A 19,387-nucleotide genomic window follows, 5' to 3' on the forward strand; every position below is an offset into this window, starting at 1 on the left:
CTGGTGAGGGAGCGCTTCAGGCAACAGAATTATTTTTTGCTTCCTAAGTTCAGAGGTAGTCATGATTAAGAAAATCGGTGTGTTGACAAGTGGCGGTGATGCGCCGGGCATGAACGCAGCAATTCGTGGCGTTGTGCGCGCGGCATTAACGGAAGGTCTGGAAGTTTTTGGAATCTATGACGGTTACCTCGGCTTGTACGAAGACCGTATGGTTCAGCTCGACCGTTACAGCGTTTCCGACATGATCAACCGCGGCGGCACCTTCCTGGGCTCCGCTCGCTTCCCGGAATTCCGCGAAGAACACATCCGCGCTGTGGCTATCGAAAACATGAAGAAGCGCGGCCTGGACGCGCTGGTGGTTATCGGTGGTGACGGGTCCTATATGGGGGCGATGCGCCTGACCGAGATGGGCTTCCCTTGCATCGGCCTGCCGGGCACCATCGACAACGATATCAAAGGCACTGACTACACCATCGGCTTCTTCACCGCTCTGAGCACCGTGGTGGAAGCGATTGACCGTCTGCGCGACACCTCCTCTTCGCACCAGCGTATCTCCGTGGTGGAAGTGATGGGCCGTTACTGCGGCGACCTGACTCTGGCGGCGGCGATTGCTGGCGGCTGTGAGTTCATCATGGTGCCGGAAGTGGAATATACCCGCGACGATCTGGTGGCTGAAATCAAAGCCGGCATCGCGAAAGGGAAAAAACACGCTATCGTGGCGATCACCGAGCACATGTGCGACGTTGACGAGCTGGCAAGCTACATCGAGAAAGAGACCGGCCGTGAAACCCGCGCCACCGTCCTCGGCCACATTCAGCGCGGTGGTTCCCCGGTTCCTTACGACCGTATCCTGGCTTCCCGCATGGGCGCCTATGCGATTGAGCTGCTGCTGCAGGGCCATGGCGGCCGTTGCGTCGGCATCCAGAACGAGAAGCTGGTGCACCACGACATCATCGATGCCATCGAGAACATGAAGCGTCCGTTCAAGAACGACTGGCTGGATTGCGCGAAGAAACTGTACTAAGTTACGCGCCGGATAAACAAAAGGCCTTCTCATGGAGAAGGCCTTTTTTATGGCGCAAGGTTTATTCGATATCCAGCGGGTCTTCCGACAGGATCATCCCGGTGTTATCGGCATACAGATGGTCGCCGCTGAAGAAGGTCACGCCGCCGAAATTGACGCGCACGTCGCTTTCGCCGATGCCTTCGCCAGCCGCGCCGACCGGAATGGCCGCCAGCGCCTGGATGCCGATATCCAGTTCCTCAAGGTCGTCAACCTGGCGCACCGCGCCATAGACCACCAACCCTTCCCATTCATTCTGTACGGCCAGACGCGCCAGGTCAGCGTCAATTAACGCGCGTCGTACTGAGCCGCCGCCGTCGATCAGGAGAATATGACCACGGCCATTCTGCTCGAGCAGATCGTAGAGCAACCCGTTATCCTCGAAACATTTTACCGTAATGATCTGTCCACCAAACGACGACCGTCCTCCAAAGTTAGAGAACAGCGGTTCCACGACGTTGACATCTTCCTGGTAGATGTCACAAAGCTCGGAAGTATCGTATTTCATAGGCTTAACGTTCAGTTGCTGCGAGAGTTTTTAGTATATCCCGCGAATCGCATTGTTGGCAAAATCATCAATTGTTAATTGATATTTGTCAGTTAAGCAGCCAGCTTACTGGCAATAATCCCGATAACAAACAGCAGGTTGGTCAGTAAAGCCCCTTTGACCGTCTTTTCGAGCATCGGCCGCATCGCCAGCGGATCGGATTCGCGCAGGACGTAACGCGCCTGTTTGACCAGCAGCGGCGTGGCGAGAATAAACAGCCAGCCCCAGGCTGAATGCAGCGCCAGCAGGTTAAACAGCGCCAGACACAGCAGGGCGCCGAGCAGCAGGCAGGCATGATAGCGGCGGGCATTCACCGGCCCCAGGCGCACGGCGAGGGTGTTCTTCCCGTTCTGCCGGTCGCTGTCGATATCACGCAGGTTATTGATATTCAGCACGGCGGTCGCCAGCAGACCGCAGGCCGTTGCCGGCAGAAAGATGGCCGCTTCCACATTATGCGCTTGCAGATACCAGCTGCCGAGGACGCTCAGCCAGCCGAAGAAAACGAGTACCGAAATATCACCAAGGCCGATATAACCATACGGGCGGGTGCCCACCGTGTAGGTGATGGCGGCCACGATCGACAAGCCACCCAGCGCGAGGAAGCCGATGAAATCGCCGACGCTCTGCCAGGCGACGCACAGCAGCGCCAGACCAAACAGACAGATCAGCGCGACGGTGACAATCAGGGCGCGCTTCATCTGCTGGGGGGTAATCACCCCTTTCTGCATCCCGCGCAGCGGCCCGATGCGGTCCGGTTTATCGCTCCCCTTGACCGCGTCGCCGTAGTCATTGGCGAGGTTGGAAAGAATTTGCAGCAAGCCGGCGGTGATCAGCGCCAGCAGGGCGACCCAGGGATCAAAATGTCCCTGCTCCCAGGCAAGGACGGTGCCAACAATAATCGCGGCAAATGCCAGCGGTAACGTTTTAGGACGCAGGCTTTCCAGCCACGCCTGAGAACGGCTGATATCAGTCATAGTTATTCTAGCCAATAAAAATGGGGGCGATAGCCCCCATCAACAGTGATGAAAATGCATTGCACCGGATTATAGGATAAAACGGCTCAGATCTTCATCTGCCACCAGAACATCCAGGTGCTTACTCACATATTCGGCATCGATAGTGACGGTCTGGCCGTTCATCTCGCTGGCATCATAGGAGATATCTTCCACCAGGCGCTCCAGCACGGTGTGCAGACGGCGCGCACCGATGTTCTCGGTGGTTTCGTTTACCTGCCATGCGGCCTGAGCGATACGCTTGATACCGTCTTCGGTAAATTCGATATTCACCCCTTCGGTCGCCATCAGCGCCTTGTACTGCACGGTGATGGAGGCGTTCGGTTCAGTCAGGATGCGCTCAAAGTCGTGGGTGGTCAGCGCCTTCAACTCAACGCGGATCGGCAGACGCCCCTGCAGTTCCGGGATCAGATCGGACGGGCTGGCCACCTGGAACGCGCCCGAGGCGATGAACAGGATGTGGTCGGTCTTGACCATCCCGTGCTTAGTGGAGACGGTGCAGCCTTCCACCAGCGGCAGCAGGTCGCGCTGTACGCCTTCACGGGAGACGTCCGGGCCGGAGGTGTTGCCGCCGCGCTTACAGATTTTGTCGATTTCGTCGATAAAGACGATACCGTGCTGCTCTACAGCGTCGATGGCCTCCTGCTTCAGCTCTTCCGGATTGACCAGTTTGGCCGCTTCTTCTTCAATCAGCAGCTTCATTGCGTCTTTGATTTTCAGCTTACGCGGTTTCTGCTTCTGGCCGCCGAGGTTCTGGAACATGGACTGCAGCTGGCTGGTCATCTCTTCCATGCCCGGAGGGGACATGATTTCAACGCCCATCGGCGCCGCGGCGAGATCGATTTCAATCTCTTTATCGTCCAGCTGGCCTTCACGCAGTTTCTTACGGAACGCCTGGCGCGCCGCAGACGGTTCCTGCGACGGCTCAGTCTGGCCCCAGTTGTTCTTCGCCGGTGGGATCAGCACGTCAAGTACGCGCTCTTCAGCCAGCTCTTCCGCGCGGTAACGGTTCTTTTCAATGGACTGCATACGAACCATTTTGATCGCCGCATCGGTCAGATCGCGGATGATAGAATCCACTTCTTTACCGACATAGCCCACTTCGGTGAACTTCGTCGCTTCAACTTTAATAAACGGCGCGTTGGCCAGTTTCGCCAGACGACGAGCGATTTCGGTTTTACCGACGCCGGTTGGGCCGATCATCAGAATGTTTTTCGGCGTGACTTCATGACGCAGCTCTTCGTTAAGCTGCATCCGGCGCCAGCGGTTACGCAGGGCGATAGCAACAGAACGCTTGGCGGCGTCCTGGCCGATAATGTGTTTGTCCAGTTCGCTGACAATTTCGCGTGGGGTCATTTCAGACATGGGAGATCCTTACGCTTTAGAAGGTAATTCTTCGATGGTGTGGAAATGGTTGGTATAGATGCAGATATCACCTGCAATATCCAACGCTTTCTCGGCGATATCGCGCGCGCCCATATCGGTGTTTTCCAGCAGCGCGCGGGCCGCGGCCTGGGCGTAAGGACCGCCGGAGCCGATAGCAATCAAATCGTTTTCCGGCTGTACCACGTCACCGTTACCGGTGATGATAAGCGACGCGTTTTCGTCCGCGACGGCCAGCAGCGCTTCCAGCTTGCGCAACATCCGATCGGTTCGCCAGTCTTTAGCCAGCTCAACGGCGGCCTTCACCAGATGGCCCTGGTGCATTTCCAGTTTACGTTCAAACAGTTCGAACAGCGTGAAGGCGTCGGCGGTGCCACCAGCGAAACCGGCAATCACTTTGTCGTTGTACAGACGACGCACTTTTTTCACGTTGCCCTTCATTACGGTGTTGCCCAGCGTGGCCTGGCCATCACCGGCAATAACAACATGGCCGTTACGGCGAACACTTACAATTGTAGTCACGAGCAGACCCCTTGGTTGCAAAAGCGGAACAGGGGCCCCGCGCTGTCCGCGGGGCCGAATGCAATTATAGATGGGGGGGTTTTTGAGGGTTTCAACCCCTGGCGGCGAGACGAATGCAGTTCGCGTGTCCAGCCATCTTCAGGCGGGTGATCATCTCGTTGGCGCTTTCTTTGCCTTTCAGCGGGCCAATGACCACGCGGTTCCAGCCGTTGTTGGTGGTGATGTGCGAAGCAAACCCTTCGAAAGCCAGCTGAGCGCGGACGGTTTCGGCCTGCTCGGCGCCTTTAAAGGAGCCGCACTGGATCATCCAGCTACGATCGTCTTTCTTCTCGGCGGTGGTTTTCGGCGCTTCTTCCACCCGAGTTACCGGCGCCGCGGCCTGGGTACGCGGCTGCGTGTTATTGGTATGCGCTGGCGTCTGCAGCAGATCCTGGTACGGCTGCTGGTTTGACGCGGTCTGCTTCGGCTGTTGCTGCTGGACCGGCTTCGGCTGCTGAACGCGCGGCGGCTGCTGCACGGTCTGCGGCTGAGTTTGCGCCCACTGTTGCTGTTGCGCCTGCTGCTGTTGCTGCGCTAAACGCTGGCGCTGTAGCGTCTGCTGGCGCTGGGCCGGCGTTTGTTCGTTCCACGGCACTTCGGTCAGCTGAGTCGGCTGTTGACGCATATCGGCCTGCATCTGGGCCAGCAGCTGGCGCTGTTCGTCAGTCAGCTGCTCCGGTTTCATCACTTCGCCGCCGGCGGTCGGTTCGGTCGGCGCGCGAACGCCCGGCTGTCGGCTTTCCAGCTCTTTAATATAGCGCCAACGCTCTTCCGGTTTTGGCGGCAAGCCGTTGCCGGCGGCCTGGCGATTTTGCATCGCTTCCGCTTCTTCTTTCTTATGGTGCGTAATGAAATAGAGTCCACCGATAAAGGCCACCAGCACAGCCGCCGCGATCGCCACCATAGCCGGTGAAATTGCCGGAAGGCTGCTTTGCTTATTCCTTGAGCTTCGGGTAGTGCTCTTTTTGCGCCGCGAAGAAGCCGGTTGGCTGCGGCGTACATAATCTCGTTGTGCCACTATCGTTTCGCTGTCTTATATTCGTTCGTCAGCCCGCCATGTTACTTAAGCGGCGGGCCTTTGACCAGAAGAGCAGGCCCGAAAGCCTGATGGTTATCGTCTGATTTTTTGCGTACTGCCGCGAACTATCAGTTCGCAATCGAGCAGGCGCGAGCCGCTGTTCACGTTATGACCCTGCATTTGCTCAAGTAATAGCAGCATTCCTTCACGGCCGATATCAAAACGCGGCTGTGACACGGTGGTCAATGGCGGATCGCAAAATTCAGACAACGCGATGTTATCGAAGCCGACAATCGACAGGTCGTCCGGCACTTTCAGACCGCGGCGTTTCGCCAGCGATAAGGCGCCCAGCGCCATCACATCGCTATGGCAAAAGACCGCCGTGGGCGGTACCGGCTGCGACAGCAGCTGCTCCAGCGCATTGGCGCCAGCTTCGAAGGTAAAGTTGCCGCGAGCGATATAGTGCGGATCAACGGTGATACCGCTGCGGCGCAGCGCCTGCACGTAACCCTGCAGGCGATAATGGCACAGCGGCATATCTTCCGGGCCGGCGATGCAGCCGATACGCTGGTGTCCCAGCTCGTGAAGGTAGTTTACCGCGTTAAAGGCCGCCGTCAGGTTATCGATGTGGACGGTGGGCAGCTCCAGCTCCGGCGCGAACTCGTTCGACATGACCATCGGTGGCAAATTGCGCTGCTCTTCCACGCTGGCGTCAAACGGCAGGCGCGAGCTGAGCAGCACCATGCCGTCAATCTGCTTGGTGATGATAAGGTCGATAAAGGTTTTTTCTTTCTGATTCTGGTGGGCGCAATCGCCGATTAACACCAGATATCCATGCTCGGCGGCAGTGACTTCAATACCGCGGATCACTTCGCTAAAAAAGGGATCGCAGATATCCGGGACGATCACGAGGATCGTCCGCGATTCGTTGCGCTTCATATTGCGTCCGAGCGACTGCGGTAAATAGCCGACTTCCAGCGCCGCCTGCTCGACCCGGTTACGGGTGGCTTGCGACACCTTATCAGGGTTCATCAACGCTCGGGACACGGTTGCCGTGGAAACGTTTGCCTTTAAGGCGACGTCTTTCATGGTGGCGGCAACCACTTGTTTTTTGGGCTTCACCTGGTTTCTCCTCGCTGAATGGCGCTGGCATTTCCCTTGCGCGCTAACTGCTGCATCTTTTTTATCAGATAGTCGCGGCAGTGAGTTACAGAATTTTCATGAAAAACGTGATGCTTGTTGAATTTTTCGATCCGGCTCGCAAGAGAAGGCTTACCCTTCAATAGGATCGACATCCAGCACCCACTTCACTTTTTTCGCCTCCGGCAGCGTATTGATCAGCGCCAGCGTACCGCTGACGATATGCTGCAGGCGCACCCGCGAAGGATGCTGCAGCAATATCTGCCACCGCCAGCGGCCGCCGCGCTTCGGCGCCAGCGCCGGAACCGGACCGAGCACCCATAGCTTGTCGTCGGCCAGCGGACTGGCCTGCAGCAGATTGCGCAGCTGCTGTAAAAACAGCGGCGCCTGCTGGTTGTTATGGTCTTCCGCACGAATCAGCACATGGCTGGTCCACGGCGGTAGCTGCATTGTCTGCCGCTCTGCCAGCGCCTGTTCGGCGAAAGCGTCGTAGCCTTTATACAGCAGGGTCTGCAGCAGAGGGTGTTCCGGATGGTGGGTTTGCAGGATCACTTCGCCCTGTTTTCCTGCCCGCCCCGCTCGCCCGGAGACCTGGGTATAGAGCTGAGCGAAACGCTCGGCGGAGCGGAAATCCGCGGAAAACAGCGCCCCGTCGACGTCCAGCAGGGAGACGAGGGTGACGTCCGGGAAGTGGTGGCCTTTGGCCAGCATCTGGGTGCCAATTAAAATACGCGCCCCACCGCGATGGACGGCGGCGAGATGCTCTTCCAGCGCCCCTTTGCGGCTGGTGGTATCGCGGTCGATACGCGAGATAGGCACGTCAGGAAACAGCGGCGCCAGGGCCTGCTCCAGCTGTTCGGTGCCGATACCCACCGGCACCAGGTGCGTGGAGCCGCAGGAGGGGCACTGGCGCGGGATAGGGCGCTGACTGTCGCAATGGTGGCAGCGCAGATGGTGCTGCGCCTGGTGCAACGTATAGTAGCTGTCGCAGCGCGGACATTCCGCTATCCAGCCGCAGTCGTGGCACAGCAGCGCTGGCGCAAAGCCGCGGCGGTTAAGAAACAGGATCACCTGGTTATCCGCCTGCAGATGCTGACGCATACGGCCAATCAGCGCGGGAGACAGACCCGCCTGCAGCGGTTGCCCTTTGAGATCGAGCACGTGCTGCTGGGCAGGGCGCGCATTGCCCGCGCGTTTGCTTAAGGTTAACTGGCGGTATTTGCCCTGGCGGACGTTATGCAGGGTCTCCAGCGCCGGCGTCGCCGAGCCGAGAATTATCGGGATCTGTTCGCTGTGGGCGCGCCATACCGCCAGGTCGCGGGCATGGTAGCGCCAGCCCTCCTGCTGCTTGTAGGAGCTGTCATGCTCTTCGTCGATGACGATGACGCCGAGGTCTTTAAACGGGGTAAACAGCGAGGAGCGGGTGCCGATCACAATGGCCGCTTCGCCGTTTTTCGCCTTCAGCCAGGCCGAGAGACGTTCGCTGTCATTGAGCCCGGAGTGCAGGACTTCCACCGGCGCGTTAAAGCGCTGGCGAAAACGGGCGATGGTTTGCGGCGTCAGGCCGATCTCTGGCACCATCACCAGCGCCTGGCGCCCCTGCGCCAGCACATTCTCCAGCACGCTCAAATACACTTCCGTTTTCCCGGAGCCGGTAATACCCGCCAGCAGCCAGGCGGAGAAGCGATCGGCGGCGCTGTGGATCGCGCCGACGGCGGTGGCCTGCTCGGTATTAAGACGCAGGCGTTCGCCAGCCACCGAATACGCGCTGCGCCAGTCGGTGAGGGCGGGCGCTTCGCAGGCCAGCTCCGCCAGCCCTTTGCCGCGCAGCGCCTGCAGCGCCGCTTCATTAAATTCCAGTTCGCCGACCTGATGACGCCAGATTTTGCCCTGGCGCAGCGCCGCCAGCGCCTGCTGCTGCTTCGGCGAGCGTTTCAGACCGTTAAGATCGACGGCCTGCCCCTGCTCGGTGGCGAACCAGTACCACAGCGGCGTAGCGCTGGCGGGTTTACCCTGGCGCAGCAGAATGGGCAACGCATGGAACAGCACATCGCCGATCGGGTGATGGTAGTACTCAGCCGCCCACATCAGCAACCGCCAGACGGTACCGGAGAAGACCGGTTCGTCGTCCAGCGCTTCCGCGACCGGTTTTAGCTCGTCCAGCGGCAGCTCGCTGCGCTCGCTGACCGCCGCGACAATGCCGATCCGCTCCTGTTTGCCGAACGGCACCCGCACCCGACAGCCCGCTTTGACCGCCATGCCGTCAGGCAGCAGATAGTCAAAGGTGCGCGGTAGCGGAACGGGTAGGGCAACGTGGGCGACAGGCATGTCATCTTCCTGACTTGAAATCTGGCGGGATAGTATACACATTACGATAAGGCGGCGCGGATCAGTTTGCATATGCTGGTCAAATTCTGTATGATTCGCCGCCTTTGATGCGCTTTATATCGCATTGAAGATTGACCATTACCGTGTGCTTCACGCTGTCAGCAGCGTAGAGGGCGACGGGAAATTACTAATATCGCGTGGTGTCTGGCGTTAGGGCTGGAAGAGCGACGCGGCCTTAACTGAGGTTCTCCCATGAAAAAAGGTATTCACCCAAATTACGACGAAATTACTGCTACCTGTTCTTGCGGTAATGTCATGAAAATCCGCTCCACTGTAGGTCATGACCTGAACCTCGACGTGTGCGGCAAATGCCACCCGTTCTTCACCGGCAAACAGCGTGATGTTGCTACCGGTGGCCGTGTTGACCGCTTCAACAAGCGCTTCAGCATCCCGGGCAGCAAGTAAGTTGCCAGAAGAAGCCGCCTCAGGGCGGCTTTTTTGTGTCTCTCGCCTGCCTGGGCGAGAAAGAAAAAGGGCGGAAGAGTGCTTCCGCCCTTTTTATTGTCTCAGTATTCCCACGTATCCGGGTCGATACCCAGTTCACGCATAATCGCTTTCGCCGCTTCCGGGATCTCATCGCTGCGCTCTTTACGCAGGTCTTCATCGTTAGGCAACGGTTGTCCGGTAAAGGCATGCAGGAACGCTTCGCACAGCAGCTCGCTGTTGGTCGCGTGACGCAGGTTATTCACCTGACGACGCGTACGTTCATCGGTGAGGATTTTTAACACCTTCAGAGGAATGGAAACCGTAATTTTCTTTACTTGCTCACTCTTCTTACCGTGCTCAGCGTATGGGCTGATATATTCGCCGCTCCATTCAGCCATGAGATACCTTAATCCTCTGTTTATTAGTGAAGGGCCAGAATATTCCGCCCGGGCTATAATTGCGCGTAGTTTACCGTAAGCGCAGGCTTTCTGACATGAGATAAGCCGCCGCCGACGTGCGCTAATGCATATAATTTTAACGGCTATTTGCACTTTGCTCAATCTATACGCAAAGAAGTTTAGATGTCCAGATGTATTGACGTCTATTGTGACAATGATTACTCTGGAGCCTGACTTTTCACCGATTCAGCCCAGGAACTTCCCAACATGACGCGTAAACAGGCCACCATCGCAGTGCGTAGCGGTTTAAATGACGACGAGCAGTACGGTTGCGTTGTCCCGCCGATCCACCTCTCCAGTACCTATAACTTCACCGACTTTAATGAACCTCGCGCTCACGACTACTCCCGCCGCGGCAACCCGACGCGTGATGTGGTGCAGCGTGCCTTAGCGGAGCTGGAGGGCGGCGCTGGCGCGGTGCTGACCAATACCGGTATGTCGGCGATCCTGCTGGTGACGACGGTGTTCCTTAAGCCTGGCGATCTGCTGGTGGCGCCGCATGACTGCTACGGCGGCAGCTACCGTCTGTTCGATAGCCTGGCGAAGCGCGGCTGCTATCGCGTTCAGTTCGTCGATCAAAACGATGAGCAGGCGCTGCGGGCGGCGCTGGCGGAAAAACCGAAGCTGGTGCTGGTCGAAAGCCCAAGTAATCCATTGCTGCGGGTAGTGGATATTGCGAAAATCTGTGGTCTGGCGCGCGAAGCCGGGGCGATCAGCGTGGTCGATAACACCTTCCTGAGTCCGGCGCTGCAAAACCCGCTGGCGCTGGGCGCCGATCTGGTGTTGCACTCCTGTACTAAATACCTTAATGGTCACTCTGATGTGGTGGCCGGGGTGGTGATTGCCAACGATCCGGCGACTGTCACCGAACTGGCATGGTGGGCGAATAATATTGGCGTCACCGGCAGCGCCTTCGACAGCTATCTGCTGTTGCGCGGGCTGCGGACGCTTTCTCCACGCATGGAAGTGGCGCAGCGTAATGCCCTGGCGATTGTCGAGTATCTGAAAACCCAGCCACTGGTGAAAAAGCTGTATCATCCGTCGCTGCCGGAAAACCAGGGGCATGAAATTGCGGCGCGTCAGCAAAAAGGTTTTGGCGCAATGTTAAGCTTCGAGCTGGACGGTGACGAGCAGACGCTGCGCCGTTTCCTGAGCGGGCTGTCGCTGTTTACACTGGCGGAATCGCTGGGGGGCGTTGAAAGCCTGATTTCCCATGCGGCAACGATGACGCATGCCGGCATGGCGCCTGAAGCGCGTGCCGCCGCCGGAATTTCAGAAACGCTCCTGCGTATTTCGACCGGTATTGAAGATGGTGAAGATTTAATTGCCGACCTGGAAAATGGCTTCCGGGCAGCAAACGAGGAATAAAGATGAGTGTGATTGCGCAGGCAGGGGCGAAGGGTCGTCAGCTGCACAAATTTGGTGGGAGTAGTTTAGCGGATGCGAAATGTTACCTGCGCGTCGCGGGGATCATGAAGGAGTATTCGCAGGCGGGGGACATGATGGTCGTCTCCGCCGCTGGCAGCACCACCAACCAGCTGATCAGCTGGCTTAAGCTTAGCCAGAGCGATCGCCTTGCTGCGCATCAGGTTCAGCAGTCGCTTCGCCGCTATCACACCGAACTGATTGGTGGTCTGGTGGAGCCTGCGGCGGCGGATACGCTGATAGCCGCCTTTATCCACGACCTTGAGCGTCTGGCTGGTCTGCTGGACGGCGGGGTTTCCGAAGCGGTCTATGCGGAAGTGGTCGGCCATGGGGAAGTGTGGTCCGCGCGCCTGATGGCGGCGGTTCTCAACCAGCTGGGAATGGAAGCCGCCTGGCTTGACGCGCGCGCGTTCCTGCGCGCGGAACGTGCCGCGCAGCCGCAGGTGGATGAAGGATTATCCTATCCACTGCTGCAGCAGCTGATGGCGCAGCATCCTAACAAACGTCTGGTGGTGACCGGCTTTATCTCCCGCAACCAGGCCGGTGAAACCGTCCTGCTGGGCCGTAACGGGTCTGACTACTCCGCCACCCAGATCGGTGCGCTGGCGGGCGCTTCCCGCGTCACTATCTGGAGCGACGTCGCCGGGGTGTACAGCGCGGATCCGCGCAAGGTGAAAGACGCCTGTCTGCTGCCGCTGCTGCGTCTGGACGAAGCCAGCGAGCTGGCGCGTCTGGCCGCGCCGGTGCTCCATGCCCGCACGCTACAGCCGGTTTCCGCCAGCGATATCGATCTGCAGTTACGCTGCAGCTATACGCCGGAACAGGGTTCCACGCGCATTGAGCGCGTGCTGGCCTCCGGTACTGGCGCCCGGATTGTCACCAGCCATGACGACGTCTGCCTGGTGGAGTTCCAGGTGCCGGGCGGTCACGATTTCAAACTGGCGCATAAAGAGCTGGACGCCCTGCTCAAACGCGCCCAGCTGCGCCCGTTAGCCGTTGGTGTCCATGCCGACCGCAAGCTGCTGCAATTTTGCTATACCTCCGAGGTGGCCGACAGCGCGCTGAAGCTGCTCGATGAAGCAGGTCTGCCGGGCGAGCTGCGTCTGCGTCAGAAGCTGGCGCTGGTGGCGATGGTGGGCGCTGGCGTCACCCGTAACCCCCTGCATTGCCACCGTTTCTGGCAGCAGCTGAAAGGGCAGCCAGTGGAGTTCACCTGGCAGTCGGAAGAAGGAATCAGCCTGGTGGCCGTGCTGCGCGCCGGGCCGACGGAAAGCCTGATCCAGGGGCTGCACCAGTCCTTGTTTCGTGCCGAAAAGCGTATTGGCCTGATGCTGTTCGGCAAAGGAAACATCGGTTCCCGCTGGCTGGAGCTGTTCGCCCGTGAACAAACCACGCTCTCGGCGCGCACCGGCTTTGAGTTTGTTCTCGCCGGCGTGGTCGACAGTAAACGCAGTCTGCTGAACTATGACGGGCTGGACGCCAGCCGGGCGCTAGCTTTCTTCAACGATGAAGCGGTGGAGCAGGATGAAGAGTCGCTGTTCCTGTGGATGCGCGCGCACCCGTACGATGATTTAGTGGTGCTGGACGTCACCGCCAGCGAACAGCTGGCCGACCAGTATCTTGATTTCGCCAGCCATGGCTTCCACGTGATCAGCGCCAACAAGCTGGCGGGGGCCAGCAGCAGCGATAAGTATCGCCAGATCCACGACGCGTTTGAGAAGACGGGGCGCCACTGGCTGTATAACGCCACCGTGGGCGCCGGCTTGCCGGTGAACCATACGGTGCGCGACCTGATCGACAGCGGCGATACCATCCTCGGCCTGAGCGGTATCTTCTCGGGAACGCTCTCCTGGCTGTTCCTGCAGTTCGATGGCACCGTGCCGTTCACCGACCTGGTGGATCAGGCGTGGCAGCAGGGGCTGACCGAGCCGGATCCGCGTGTCGATCTGTCCGGTAAAGATGTGATGCGCAAGCTGGTGATCCTCGCGCGGGAAGCGGGCTATGACATCGAACCGGATCAGGTGCGCGTGGAATCACTGGTCCCGGCGCACTGTGAAGAGGGTTCGGTTGATCACTTCTTTGAGAATGGCGAAGAGCTGAACGAGCAGATGCTGCAGCGCCTGGAGGCGGCCCGCGAGATGGGGCTGGTGCTCCGCTACGTGGCGCGCTTTGATGCCAACGGCAAAGCTCGCGTCGGCGTGGAAGCGGTACGCGAAGAGCACCCGCTGGCGGCGCTGCTGCCGTGCGATAACGTGTTTGCTATCGAAAGCCGCTGGTATCGTGATAATCCGTTGGTGATCCGCGGGCCCGGCGCCGGGCGTGACGTGACCGCCGGGGCGATCCAGTCGGATATTAACCGTCTGGCGCAGCTGCTGTAATCCCGAGAAAAAGACCAGGCCAGGCCTGGTCTTTTTTGTTAGTGCGCCGCAAAAACCGCTTTAGCGGCAAACAGGCCGTTTAGCGCCGCCGGGAATCCGGCGTAGACCGCCATCTGCATGATCACTTCCGTAATTTCCTCTTGCGTCAGACCAACATTTAATCCCGCGGCAATATGCACTTTCAGCTGCGGCTCGGCGTTACCCAGCGCGGTGAGCGCGGCGATGGTGGCGATTTCCCGGCTGCGCAAATCAAGCCCTGGCCGGGCGTAAATATCGCCGAAGGGGAACTCAATCAGATAGCGGGCGAAGTCGGGGGCGATATCCCGCAGGCTGTCGACGACGGCTTCCCCGCCGCGACCGTCCACACGCTGAAGCATTTCCTGACCGGTGATATAACGTTCGCTGGACATCGTTTTTTCCTCTCTGTGATGATGCGTTGAGAGGAAGGGTAGGGAAGTTTGCCGGACTTGAGTAATACCCTTTTCGTGATACCTTTTCAGTATGACAACTTCGCGATTGCATTCTCTCGATATCCGCCTGCTGCGCGCCTTTGCGGTGGTGGCGGAGGAAAATAACATCAGCCGGGCGGCGCAGCGGTTATTTATCTCGCAGCCGCCGCTGAGTCGCCATATGCGCCATCTGGAAGCGCAGCTGGGGGTGACGCTGTTTCAGCGCCATAGCAAAGGCCTGATCCTTACCGACGCGGGCAGAGAGGTGCTGGCAATGATTCGGCCCATGCTGGCGCTCCAGGAACGCACGCTGGCGGCATTGAGCGAGCTCTCCGTTCACTCGCCGCCGTCTCTGCGTCTGGGCGTGACGACCGCCTTCGAACAAGGCATTTTCGCCGCTGTTGAATCTGCGCTGAGCGAACATACCCGCGCGTTGCATATCACCCGCCACGCTTCACCGGCGCTGGCTCAGCAGGTGCGCAAAGGCAAACTCGATGCGGCGCTGGTTGCGCTGCCGCTCAATACTGAAGGGCTGCACCTGCACCCATTGCCGTATCAGGAGCCGCTCATCGCGGCAGTGCCAACCTCCTGGCCGGAAGCCGCCACATCAGCGTTAACGCTAAGCGCGCTCAATCACCGGCCGCTGTTCTGGTTTAAACGTGAGCGTAACCCCGATTTCTTTGACTATACGCGACGCATTTTCGACCGGGCTGGCTATACCCCCGCTTATGTGGAAGAGCCTGCCGAACATGATGTGCTGCTGGCGCGAATTGCGCGTGGGGAAGGCATGATCCTCCTGCCGGCGTCCTTTTCCGCAATCCAGCGTCAGGGGGTGGTGTTCTGTCCTGTCGCTGAAGGCGACAGCATGCCGTTAAGCCTTGGGGTGATCTATGCGCCTCACCGGGCAGAATCCGTGCAGCAATGGCTCTCACTGCTGGATGAGCACCTGACGACTGGCTCGTCCCATGCTGAATATCGTTCTACCCCATGTTGACCGCAGAGCGGGCTCTTTCGGCTGGCAAAGCGCCGGTAGATGAATTTTTTTCATATTGGCCGCCTTTTCCTCACTCTTTACGCAGATTTTTCTATTGACGCCCGCGCGCTTTTCCGTCATTTTTACATCTGGACGTCTAAACGTATAGAAGTTCGCAATACAACAGCCATTACATGCGATTGATGAGGTAAGGTATGAGCTTTTTTCACGCCAATCAGCGGGAAGCCCTGAATCAGAGCCTGGCGGAAGTCCAGGGCCAGATTAATGTGTCCTTTGAATTCTTTCCGCCGCGCACCAGTGAAATGGAGCAAACCCTGTGGAAATCCATCGATCGCCTGAGCAGTCTGAAACCGAAGTTTGTCTCGGTGACCTATGGCGCGAACTCCGGCGAGCGCGATCGCACCCACAGCATCATCAAGGGCATTAAAGAGCGAACCGGTCTGGAAGCGGCGCCGCACCTGACCTGTATCGATGCGACTCGCGATGAGCTGCGCACTATCGCCCAGGATTACTGGAACAACGGCATCCGCCATATCGTCGCGCTGCGCGGCGACCTGCCGCCGGGCAGCGGTAAACCGGAGATGTATGCCGCCGATCTGGTCAGCCTGCTGAAAGAGGTGGGGGATTTCGATATCTCTGTCGCCGCGTATCCGGAAGTGCATCCGGAAGCGAAAAGCGCGCAGGCGGATTTACTCAACCTGAAACGCAAAGTCGAGGCAGGCGCCAACCGCGCGATCACCCAGTTCTTCTTCGATGTGGAAAGCTACCTGCGTTTTCGCGATCGTTGTGTCTCAGCGGGTATCGACGTGGAAATTATTCCGGGTATCCTGCCGGTATCCAACTTTAAACAGGCGAAAAAGTTTGCGGATATGACCAACGTTCGTATCCCGGTGTGGATGTCGAAAATGTTCGAAGGTCTCGATAACGATGCCGAAACCCGTCAGCTGGTGGGGGCTAACATCGCTATGGACATGGTGAAGATTTTAAGCCGGGAAGGGGTAAAAGATTTCCACTTCTACACCCTGAACCGCGCCGAAATGAGCTACGCCATCTGCCATACGCTGGGCGTGCGTCCGGCCTGAGTGCTTGTCGTTTCCGCCGCCAGTGGGCGACACGTCCGGCAGATAAACATAAAAAACACCCGGCTGACGCCGGGTGTTTTGTTTTGCTCTGGATTATTCCCATTCCTGCAGGAAGCGCTGGCCATATTGGTCGGCGACCAGCAGCGCGGCGTAGACCTGGTCGGAGTTAACCCCGCCCGGCATATTGTGAATGGTTTCGCCTTCAGCGCAGGCGGCTTCCGCCACCAGGCGCATTTTGGTCGGGATGTCGCCTTTGATATCCAGCTGCGCCAGGGTGATCGGCAGCCCAACGCTGTGACATAGCGCGGCGACGGTCTCGATCTCTTCCACCGGCGCGTTTTCCAGCACCAGCTGCGTCAGGGTGCCGAACGCCACTTTTTCACCGTGATAATAGTGGTGAGCGTCAGGGATGGCCGTCATGCCGTTATGAATTGCGTGGGCTGCCGCCAGGCCACCGCTTTCAAAACCGACGCCGCTCAGATAGGTGTTGGCTTCCACCACCCGCTCCAGCGCCGGAGTGACCACGTGCTGTTCGGCGGCCAGCATCGCTTTTTCACCCTCTTCGAGTAAGGTGTTGTAGCACAGCTCGGCCAGCGCCAGCGCCGCCTGGGTGCATTTCCCGCCCGCCATGGTGGTGGCGCCGCTGCGTGAGCAGGCGCGGGCTTCGAACCAGGTGGCCAGCGCATCGCCAATTCCGGCTGCCAGCAGGCGAGCCGGCGCGCCGGCAACGATCTGCGTATCGACAATGACCATGTTAGGGTTATGCGGCAGCATCAGATAGCTGTCGAACTCCCCTTCGTCGGTGTAAATCACCGACAGCGCGCTGCACGGCGCATCGGTGGAGGCGATGGTAGGGGCGATCGCCACCGGCACCTTCATAAAATGGGCCAGCGCTTTCGCGGTATCCAGGGTTTTACCACCGCCGATCCCCAGCACGGCGGTGCATTTCGCACTGCCGGCGATATCGCGCAGGCGATTGATTTCATTATGCGAACATTCACCGCCAAACGGCGCGATTTCCGCCGCCAGGCCGGCATCGGCCAGGCTTTTGCGTAGCATCTCTTCCGCGAATCCCAGCACGAATTTATCGCCAACGACCAGCCAGCGTTCGGCCAGCGGTTTCAGATAGTCGCCAAGGCGCTTGATGGCGCCTGCGCCCTGAATGTATTTGCCTGGTGATTGAATAATGCGATCCATTACGATTCCTCCTCGATGACCGTGATGCCGCCCACAGGCGGCGCGCGGGTCCGGTTACAGGTTCAGCGTGCCAAAGGCGTTATTCCAGTCCTGTTCAAACTTCTCTATGGCTGACTCTACCGCAGGGGTGCCGAGCATTTGTTGCGCTACATCTAGTGGAAGGGTGATTGCTTCGCAGCCAGCCAGCAGGCAATCCAGCGCCTGACGGGGCGTTTTGAAGCTTGCCGCCAGCACTTTGCTTTCGGGCGCATGCATTTCCAGCAGGGATTGCAGTTCCTGCACCATGCGGATGCCGTCTCCGCCCTGAGCGTCGACGCGGTTAACGTAAGGCGCGACGTACTTTGCGCCGGCCAGCGCGGCCAGCAGACCCTGTGAAGCGCTGTAGACGGCGGTGCCAAGGGTCGGGATGCCTTCTTTCTTCAGCAGCTTGATAGCGGCGAGGCCTTCGGCGGTGACCGGGATTTTGACCACGATGCCCGGCACGGCGTTGCTCAGGCGTTTGGCTTCTGCCACCATGCCCTGCGCATCGCGGCTCATGGTCTGTGCGAACAGAATTCCTTCCGGGCCAACGGCTTTTTGCAGGCGCGGCAGTACATCCCAGACCGGGGTTTTACCGGCGGCGATAATGCTCGGGTTGGTGGTCACCCCGGCCAGCGGGTAGATGCGGGCCAGGCGTTCCACTTCGGCGACGTTGGCGGTATCCAGATAGAGTTCCATAATGTTTTCCTCAATGCTTAATTCGGTGCTGTCGTTGAGGTAAGCATACGGCTTTCGTTCGAAGGATCGCCAGATGACAAATTTGCCAAAAACTGGATAAATGTACGCATCGCGATTAAGGATGATTTAGATCACATTTATCGACGCTGGCTGGGATGGCAGGAAACTATAGCGCGCACAAAAGTCAGGTTTAACACACAAAAATCTAGTTTTTTGCCGCGGACGATTTTTCCGTCAGCTGGCTATGGTACTGACGGCGGTATTCAGACGGCGAGCGTTCCGTGGTTTTGCGGAACAGGCGGCAGAAGTAGTTGCTGTCGGCGAAGCCGCAGGCGTGGGCGATGTCTTTCACTTTCATATCGTGGCCCTTCAGCAGCATACGGGCCTGTTCGAGACGAATGTGGTTTAGATATTCATTGAAGCCCATTGGCCCACATTTCTGGAACAGATGGGAAAGATAGTTGGGAGAGAGATAGAACGCCTGGGCGACCGATTCCCGGCTCAGCGGCTCCGCGTAATGGACCTCGATGTACTGACGGATTGCCTCGAACAGCGCCTGGCTGCGCGAGGAGGTTTGCGCCTGGCTGCCGAGAAGATCATGGCAGTGGCTGAGCAGGCTGATGACGATGCTGCGGGCGGTTTGCTGCTCCTGCGGCTGCATCCGGATCTCGTTGAGCGCCTGCAGCAGGAAGGAACCGACGCGCGGCCCTCGACGCAGCGCCTGTAGCTTTTCAACAACGGCGATCGTCTTGCCATTCCAGCGCTGCAGCGAGCACTCCAGCTGCTGCTTAGCGAACAGGATGCTTAACAGCAGGCAGGGCGCCTGCCACTGTGGGCAGTTCCAGCTATCGCCAGGAATATAGAGCACGTCATGGGCCTCCAGGAGCGGGGCGTTATTGCCGAGCGCCTGGTCGCGCAGCTGCCCATTGAGGAGGATATTCAGACGGGGAAAATCAACCTGCACCACCGGTTTAGCAGGCGAGCGCGTCTCGCCGGCGAAATAAACCCGTCCGAGGCTGGTCTGCTTTTTTAGCAATGCATCAATAAGTTGATTGATATCGTTGTCCATCATTGTTCCGCCCCGCGCATCACCCTTTTCATCATACCGGACATTATTCCAGCGGTAAAAGCGCCAGCCTGTCGCTATT

General features: G+C 58.6%; 18 protein-coding genes. 6 read left to right on the top strand and 12 right to left on the bottom strand.

What is annotated here, in order from left to right; all coding sequences use genetic code 11:
* The first annotated feature begins 61 nt into the window (after positions 1 to 61).
* Positions 62 to 1,024 carry a 6-phosphofructokinase gene (gene pfkA / locus ACQUTI_RS23080; protein WP_002882911.1) on the top strand — a complete coding sequence of 321 codons (963 nt, stop codon included), beginning with the start codon at positions 62 to 64 and terminating at the stop codon, positions 1,022 to 1,024.
* 61 nt (positions 1,025 to 1,085) lie between these two features.
* Here pfkA and rraA read toward each other — a convergent pair whose 3' ends face one another.
* The 7 genes from rraA to priA form a co-directional block, all read right to left on the bottom strand.
* Positions 1,086 to 1,571: a ribonuclease E activity regulator RraA gene (rraA, locus tag ACQUTI_RS23085; RefSeq protein ID WP_002882913.1), complete on the bottom strand. Its 486-nt coding sequence runs from the start codon at positions 1,569 to 1,571 to the stop codon at positions 1,086 to 1,088.
* A gap of 92 nt (positions 1,572 to 1,663) precedes the next feature.
* On the bottom strand, positions 1,664 to 2,584 hold the full coding sequence (gene menA, locus ACQUTI_RS23090) for a 1,4-dihydroxy-2-naphthoate polyprenyltransferase (RefSeq protein ID WP_004203673.1): 921 nt from the start codon (positions 2,582 to 2,584) through the stop codon (positions 1,664 to 1,666).
* A gap of 69 nt (positions 2,585 to 2,653) precedes the next feature.
* A complete protein-coding gene (hslU, locus tag ACQUTI_RS23095; protein WP_004203674.1) occupies positions 2,654 to 3,988 on the bottom strand; it encodes an HslU--HslV peptidase ATPase subunit in 1,335 nt (444 codons plus the stop codon).
* 9 nt (positions 3,989 to 3,997) lie between these two features.
* Positions 3,998 to 4,528 carry an ATP-dependent protease subunit HslV gene (hslV, locus tag ACQUTI_RS23100; RefSeq protein WP_002882918.1) on the bottom strand — a complete coding sequence of 177 codons (531 nt, stop codon included), beginning with the start codon at positions 4,526 to 4,528 and terminating at the stop codon, positions 3,998 to 4,000.
* Between the two features lie 91 nt (positions 4,529 to 4,619).
* Complete coding sequence (gene ftsN / locus ACQUTI_RS23105; RefSeq protein WP_122542745.1) at positions 4,620 to 5,585, bottom strand: cell division protein FtsN; 966 nt, start codon at positions 5,583 to 5,585, stop codon at positions 4,620 to 4,622.
* 93 nt (positions 5,586 to 5,678) lie between these two features.
* On the bottom strand, positions 5,679 to 6,707 hold the full coding sequence (cytR, locus tag ACQUTI_RS23110) for a DNA-binding transcriptional regulator CytR (protein ID WP_004203676.1): 1,029 nt from the start codon (positions 6,705 to 6,707) through the stop codon (positions 5,679 to 5,681).
* Positions 6,708 to 6,857: 150 nt separating this feature from the next.
* Complete coding sequence (gene priA / locus ACQUTI_RS23115) at positions 6,858 to 9,053, bottom strand: primosomal protein N' (RefSeq protein ID WP_004203677.1); 2,196 nt, start codon at positions 9,051 to 9,053, stop codon at positions 6,858 to 6,860.
* Positions 9,054 to 9,305: 252 nt separating this feature from the next.
* Here priA and rpmE point away from each other — a divergent pair, with 252 nt between their 5' ends.
* Positions 9,306 to 9,518: a 50S ribosomal protein L31 gene (gene rpmE, locus ACQUTI_RS23120; RefSeq protein WP_002882922.1), complete on the top strand. Its 213-nt coding sequence runs from the start codon at positions 9,306 to 9,308 to the stop codon at positions 9,516 to 9,518.
* Between the two features lie 101 nt (positions 9,519 to 9,619).
* Here the strand turns inward: rpmE and metJ are convergent, their stop codons facing one another.
* Positions 9,620 to 9,937, bottom strand: a complete 318-nt coding sequence (metJ, locus tag ACQUTI_RS23125; RefSeq protein WP_002882924.1) for a met regulon transcriptional regulator MetJ — start codon at positions 9,935 to 9,937, stop codon at positions 9,620 to 9,622.
* A gap of 267 nt (positions 9,938 to 10,204) precedes the next feature.
* Between metJ and metB the strand changes: the two genes are divergently transcribed.
* Together metB and ACQUTI_RS23135 are read left to right on the top strand one after the other, a co-directional pair.
* On the top strand, positions 10,205 to 11,365 hold the full coding sequence (gene metB, locus ACQUTI_RS23130) for a cystathionine gamma-synthase (protein WP_004203678.1): 1,161 nt from the start codon (positions 10,205 to 10,207) through the stop codon (positions 11,363 to 11,365).
* Positions 11,366 to 11,367: 2 nt separating this feature from the next.
* Complete coding sequence (locus ACQUTI_RS23135; RefSeq protein WP_023319429.1) at positions 11,368 to 13,800, top strand: bifunctional aspartate kinase/homoserine dehydrogenase II; 2,433 nt, start codon at positions 11,368 to 11,370, stop codon at positions 13,798 to 13,800.
* A gap of 38 nt (positions 13,801 to 13,838) precedes the next feature.
* Here ACQUTI_RS23135 and ACQUTI_RS23140 read toward each other — a convergent pair whose 3' ends face one another.
* Positions 13,839 to 14,210, bottom strand: coding sequence for a carboxymuconolactone decarboxylase family protein (locus tag ACQUTI_RS23140; protein WP_017899820.1), 372 nt, complete (start codon positions 14,208 to 14,210; stop codon positions 13,839 to 13,841).
* A gap of 91 nt (positions 14,211 to 14,301) precedes the next feature.
* Between ACQUTI_RS23140 and ACQUTI_RS23145 the strand changes: the two genes are divergently transcribed.
* Complete coding sequence (locus ACQUTI_RS23145) at positions 14,302 to 15,243, top strand: LysR family transcriptional regulator (RefSeq protein ID WP_069135898.1); 942 nt, start codon at positions 14,302 to 14,304, stop codon at positions 15,241 to 15,243.
* Between the two features lie 194 nt (positions 15,244 to 15,437).
* The gene (gene metF, locus ACQUTI_RS23150) at positions 15,438 to 16,325 is read left to right on the top strand and encodes a methylenetetrahydrofolate reductase (protein ID WP_004203682.1); all 888 of its coding nucleotides are present in this window, start codon (positions 15,438 to 15,440) and stop codon (positions 16,323 to 16,325) included.
* A gap of 93 nt (positions 16,326 to 16,418) precedes the next feature.
* On the opposite strand, the gene gldA is transcribed toward metF, so the two are convergent.
* The 3 genes from gldA to ACQUTI_RS23165 all read right to left on the bottom strand — a co-directional run bounded on the left by gldA (position 16,419) and on the right by ACQUTI_RS23165 (position 19,386).
* Positions 16,419 to 17,522, bottom strand: a complete 1,104-nt coding sequence (gldA, locus tag ACQUTI_RS23155) for a bifunctional L-1,2-propanediol dehydrogenase/glycerol dehydrogenase (RefSeq protein WP_004203683.1) — start codon at positions 17,520 to 17,522, stop codon at positions 16,419 to 16,421.
* Positions 17,523 to 17,576: 54 nt separating this feature from the next.
* Complete coding sequence (gene fsa, locus ACQUTI_RS23160; protein WP_004203684.1) at positions 17,577 to 18,239, bottom strand: fructose-6-phosphate aldolase; 663 nt, start codon at positions 18,237 to 18,239, stop codon at positions 17,577 to 17,579.
* A 205-nt stretch (positions 18,240 to 18,444) separates the two neighbouring features.
* Positions 18,445 to 19,386: an AraC family transcriptional regulator gene (locus tag ACQUTI_RS23165; RefSeq protein ID WP_227543151.1), complete on the bottom strand. Its 942-nt coding sequence runs from the start codon at positions 19,384 to 19,386 to the stop codon at positions 18,445 to 18,447.
* Position 19,387: the final 1 nt, after the last annotated feature.

Origin of the sequence: Klebsiella sp. 7-CIP_Kleb. (assembly GCF_050378655.1) — a bacterium.
Taxonomy (GTDB): Bacteria; Pseudomonadota; Gammaproteobacteria; order Enterobacterales; family Enterobacteriaceae; genus Klebsiella; species Klebsiella quasipneumoniae.

Excerpts from the sequence above, each read along its gene's own strand:
- pfkA (WP_002882911.1), top strand. The coding sequence starts at position 62 with ATGATTAAGAAAATCGGTGTGTTGACAAGTGGCGGTGATGCGCCGGGC.
- rraA (WP_002882913.1), bottom strand. The coding sequence starts at position 1,571 with ATGAAATACGATACTTCCGAGCTTTGTGACATCTACCAGGAAGATGTC.
- menA (WP_004203673.1), bottom strand. The coding sequence starts at position 2,584 with ATGACTGATATCAGCCGTTCTCAGGCGTGGCTGGAAAGCCTGCGTCCT.
- hslU (WP_004203674.1), bottom strand. The coding sequence starts at position 3,988 with ATGTCTGAAATGACCCCACGCGAAATTGTCAGCGAACTGGACAAACAC.
- priA (WP_004203677.1), bottom strand. The coding sequence starts at position 9,053 with ATGCCTGTCGCCCACGTTGCCCTACCCGTTCCGCTACCGCGCACCTTT.
- rpmE (WP_002882922.1), top strand. The coding sequence starts at position 9,306 with ATGAAAAAAGGTATTCACCCAAATTACGACGAAATTACTGCTACCTGT.
- metJ (WP_002882924.1), bottom strand. The coding sequence starts at position 9,937 with ATGGCTGAATGGAGCGGCGAATATATCAGCCCATACGCTGAGCACGGT.
- metB (WP_004203678.1), top strand. The coding sequence starts at position 10,205 with ATGACGCGTAAACAGGCCACCATCGCAGTGCGTAGCGGTTTAAATGAC.
- ACQUTI_RS23135 (WP_023319429.1), top strand. The coding sequence starts at position 11,368 with ATGAGTGTGATTGCGCAGGCAGGGGCGAAGGGTCGTCAGCTGCACAAA.
- ACQUTI_RS23140 (WP_017899820.1), bottom strand. The coding sequence starts at position 14,210 with ATGTCCAGCGAACGTTATATCACCGGTCAGGAAATGCTTCAGCGTGTG.
- ACQUTI_RS23145 (WP_069135898.1), top strand. The coding sequence starts at position 14,302 with ATGACAACTTCGCGATTGCATTCTCTCGATATCCGCCTGCTGCGCGCC.
- metF (WP_004203682.1), top strand. The coding sequence starts at position 15,438 with ATGAGCTTTTTTCACGCCAATCAGCGGGAAGCCCTGAATCAGAGCCTG.
- gldA (WP_004203683.1), bottom strand. The coding sequence starts at position 17,522 with ATGGATCGCATTATTCAATCACCAGGCAAATACATTCAGGGCGCAGGC.
- fsa (WP_004203684.1), bottom strand. The coding sequence starts at position 18,239 with ATGGAACTCTATCTGGATACCGCCAACGTCGCCGAAGTGGAACGCCTG.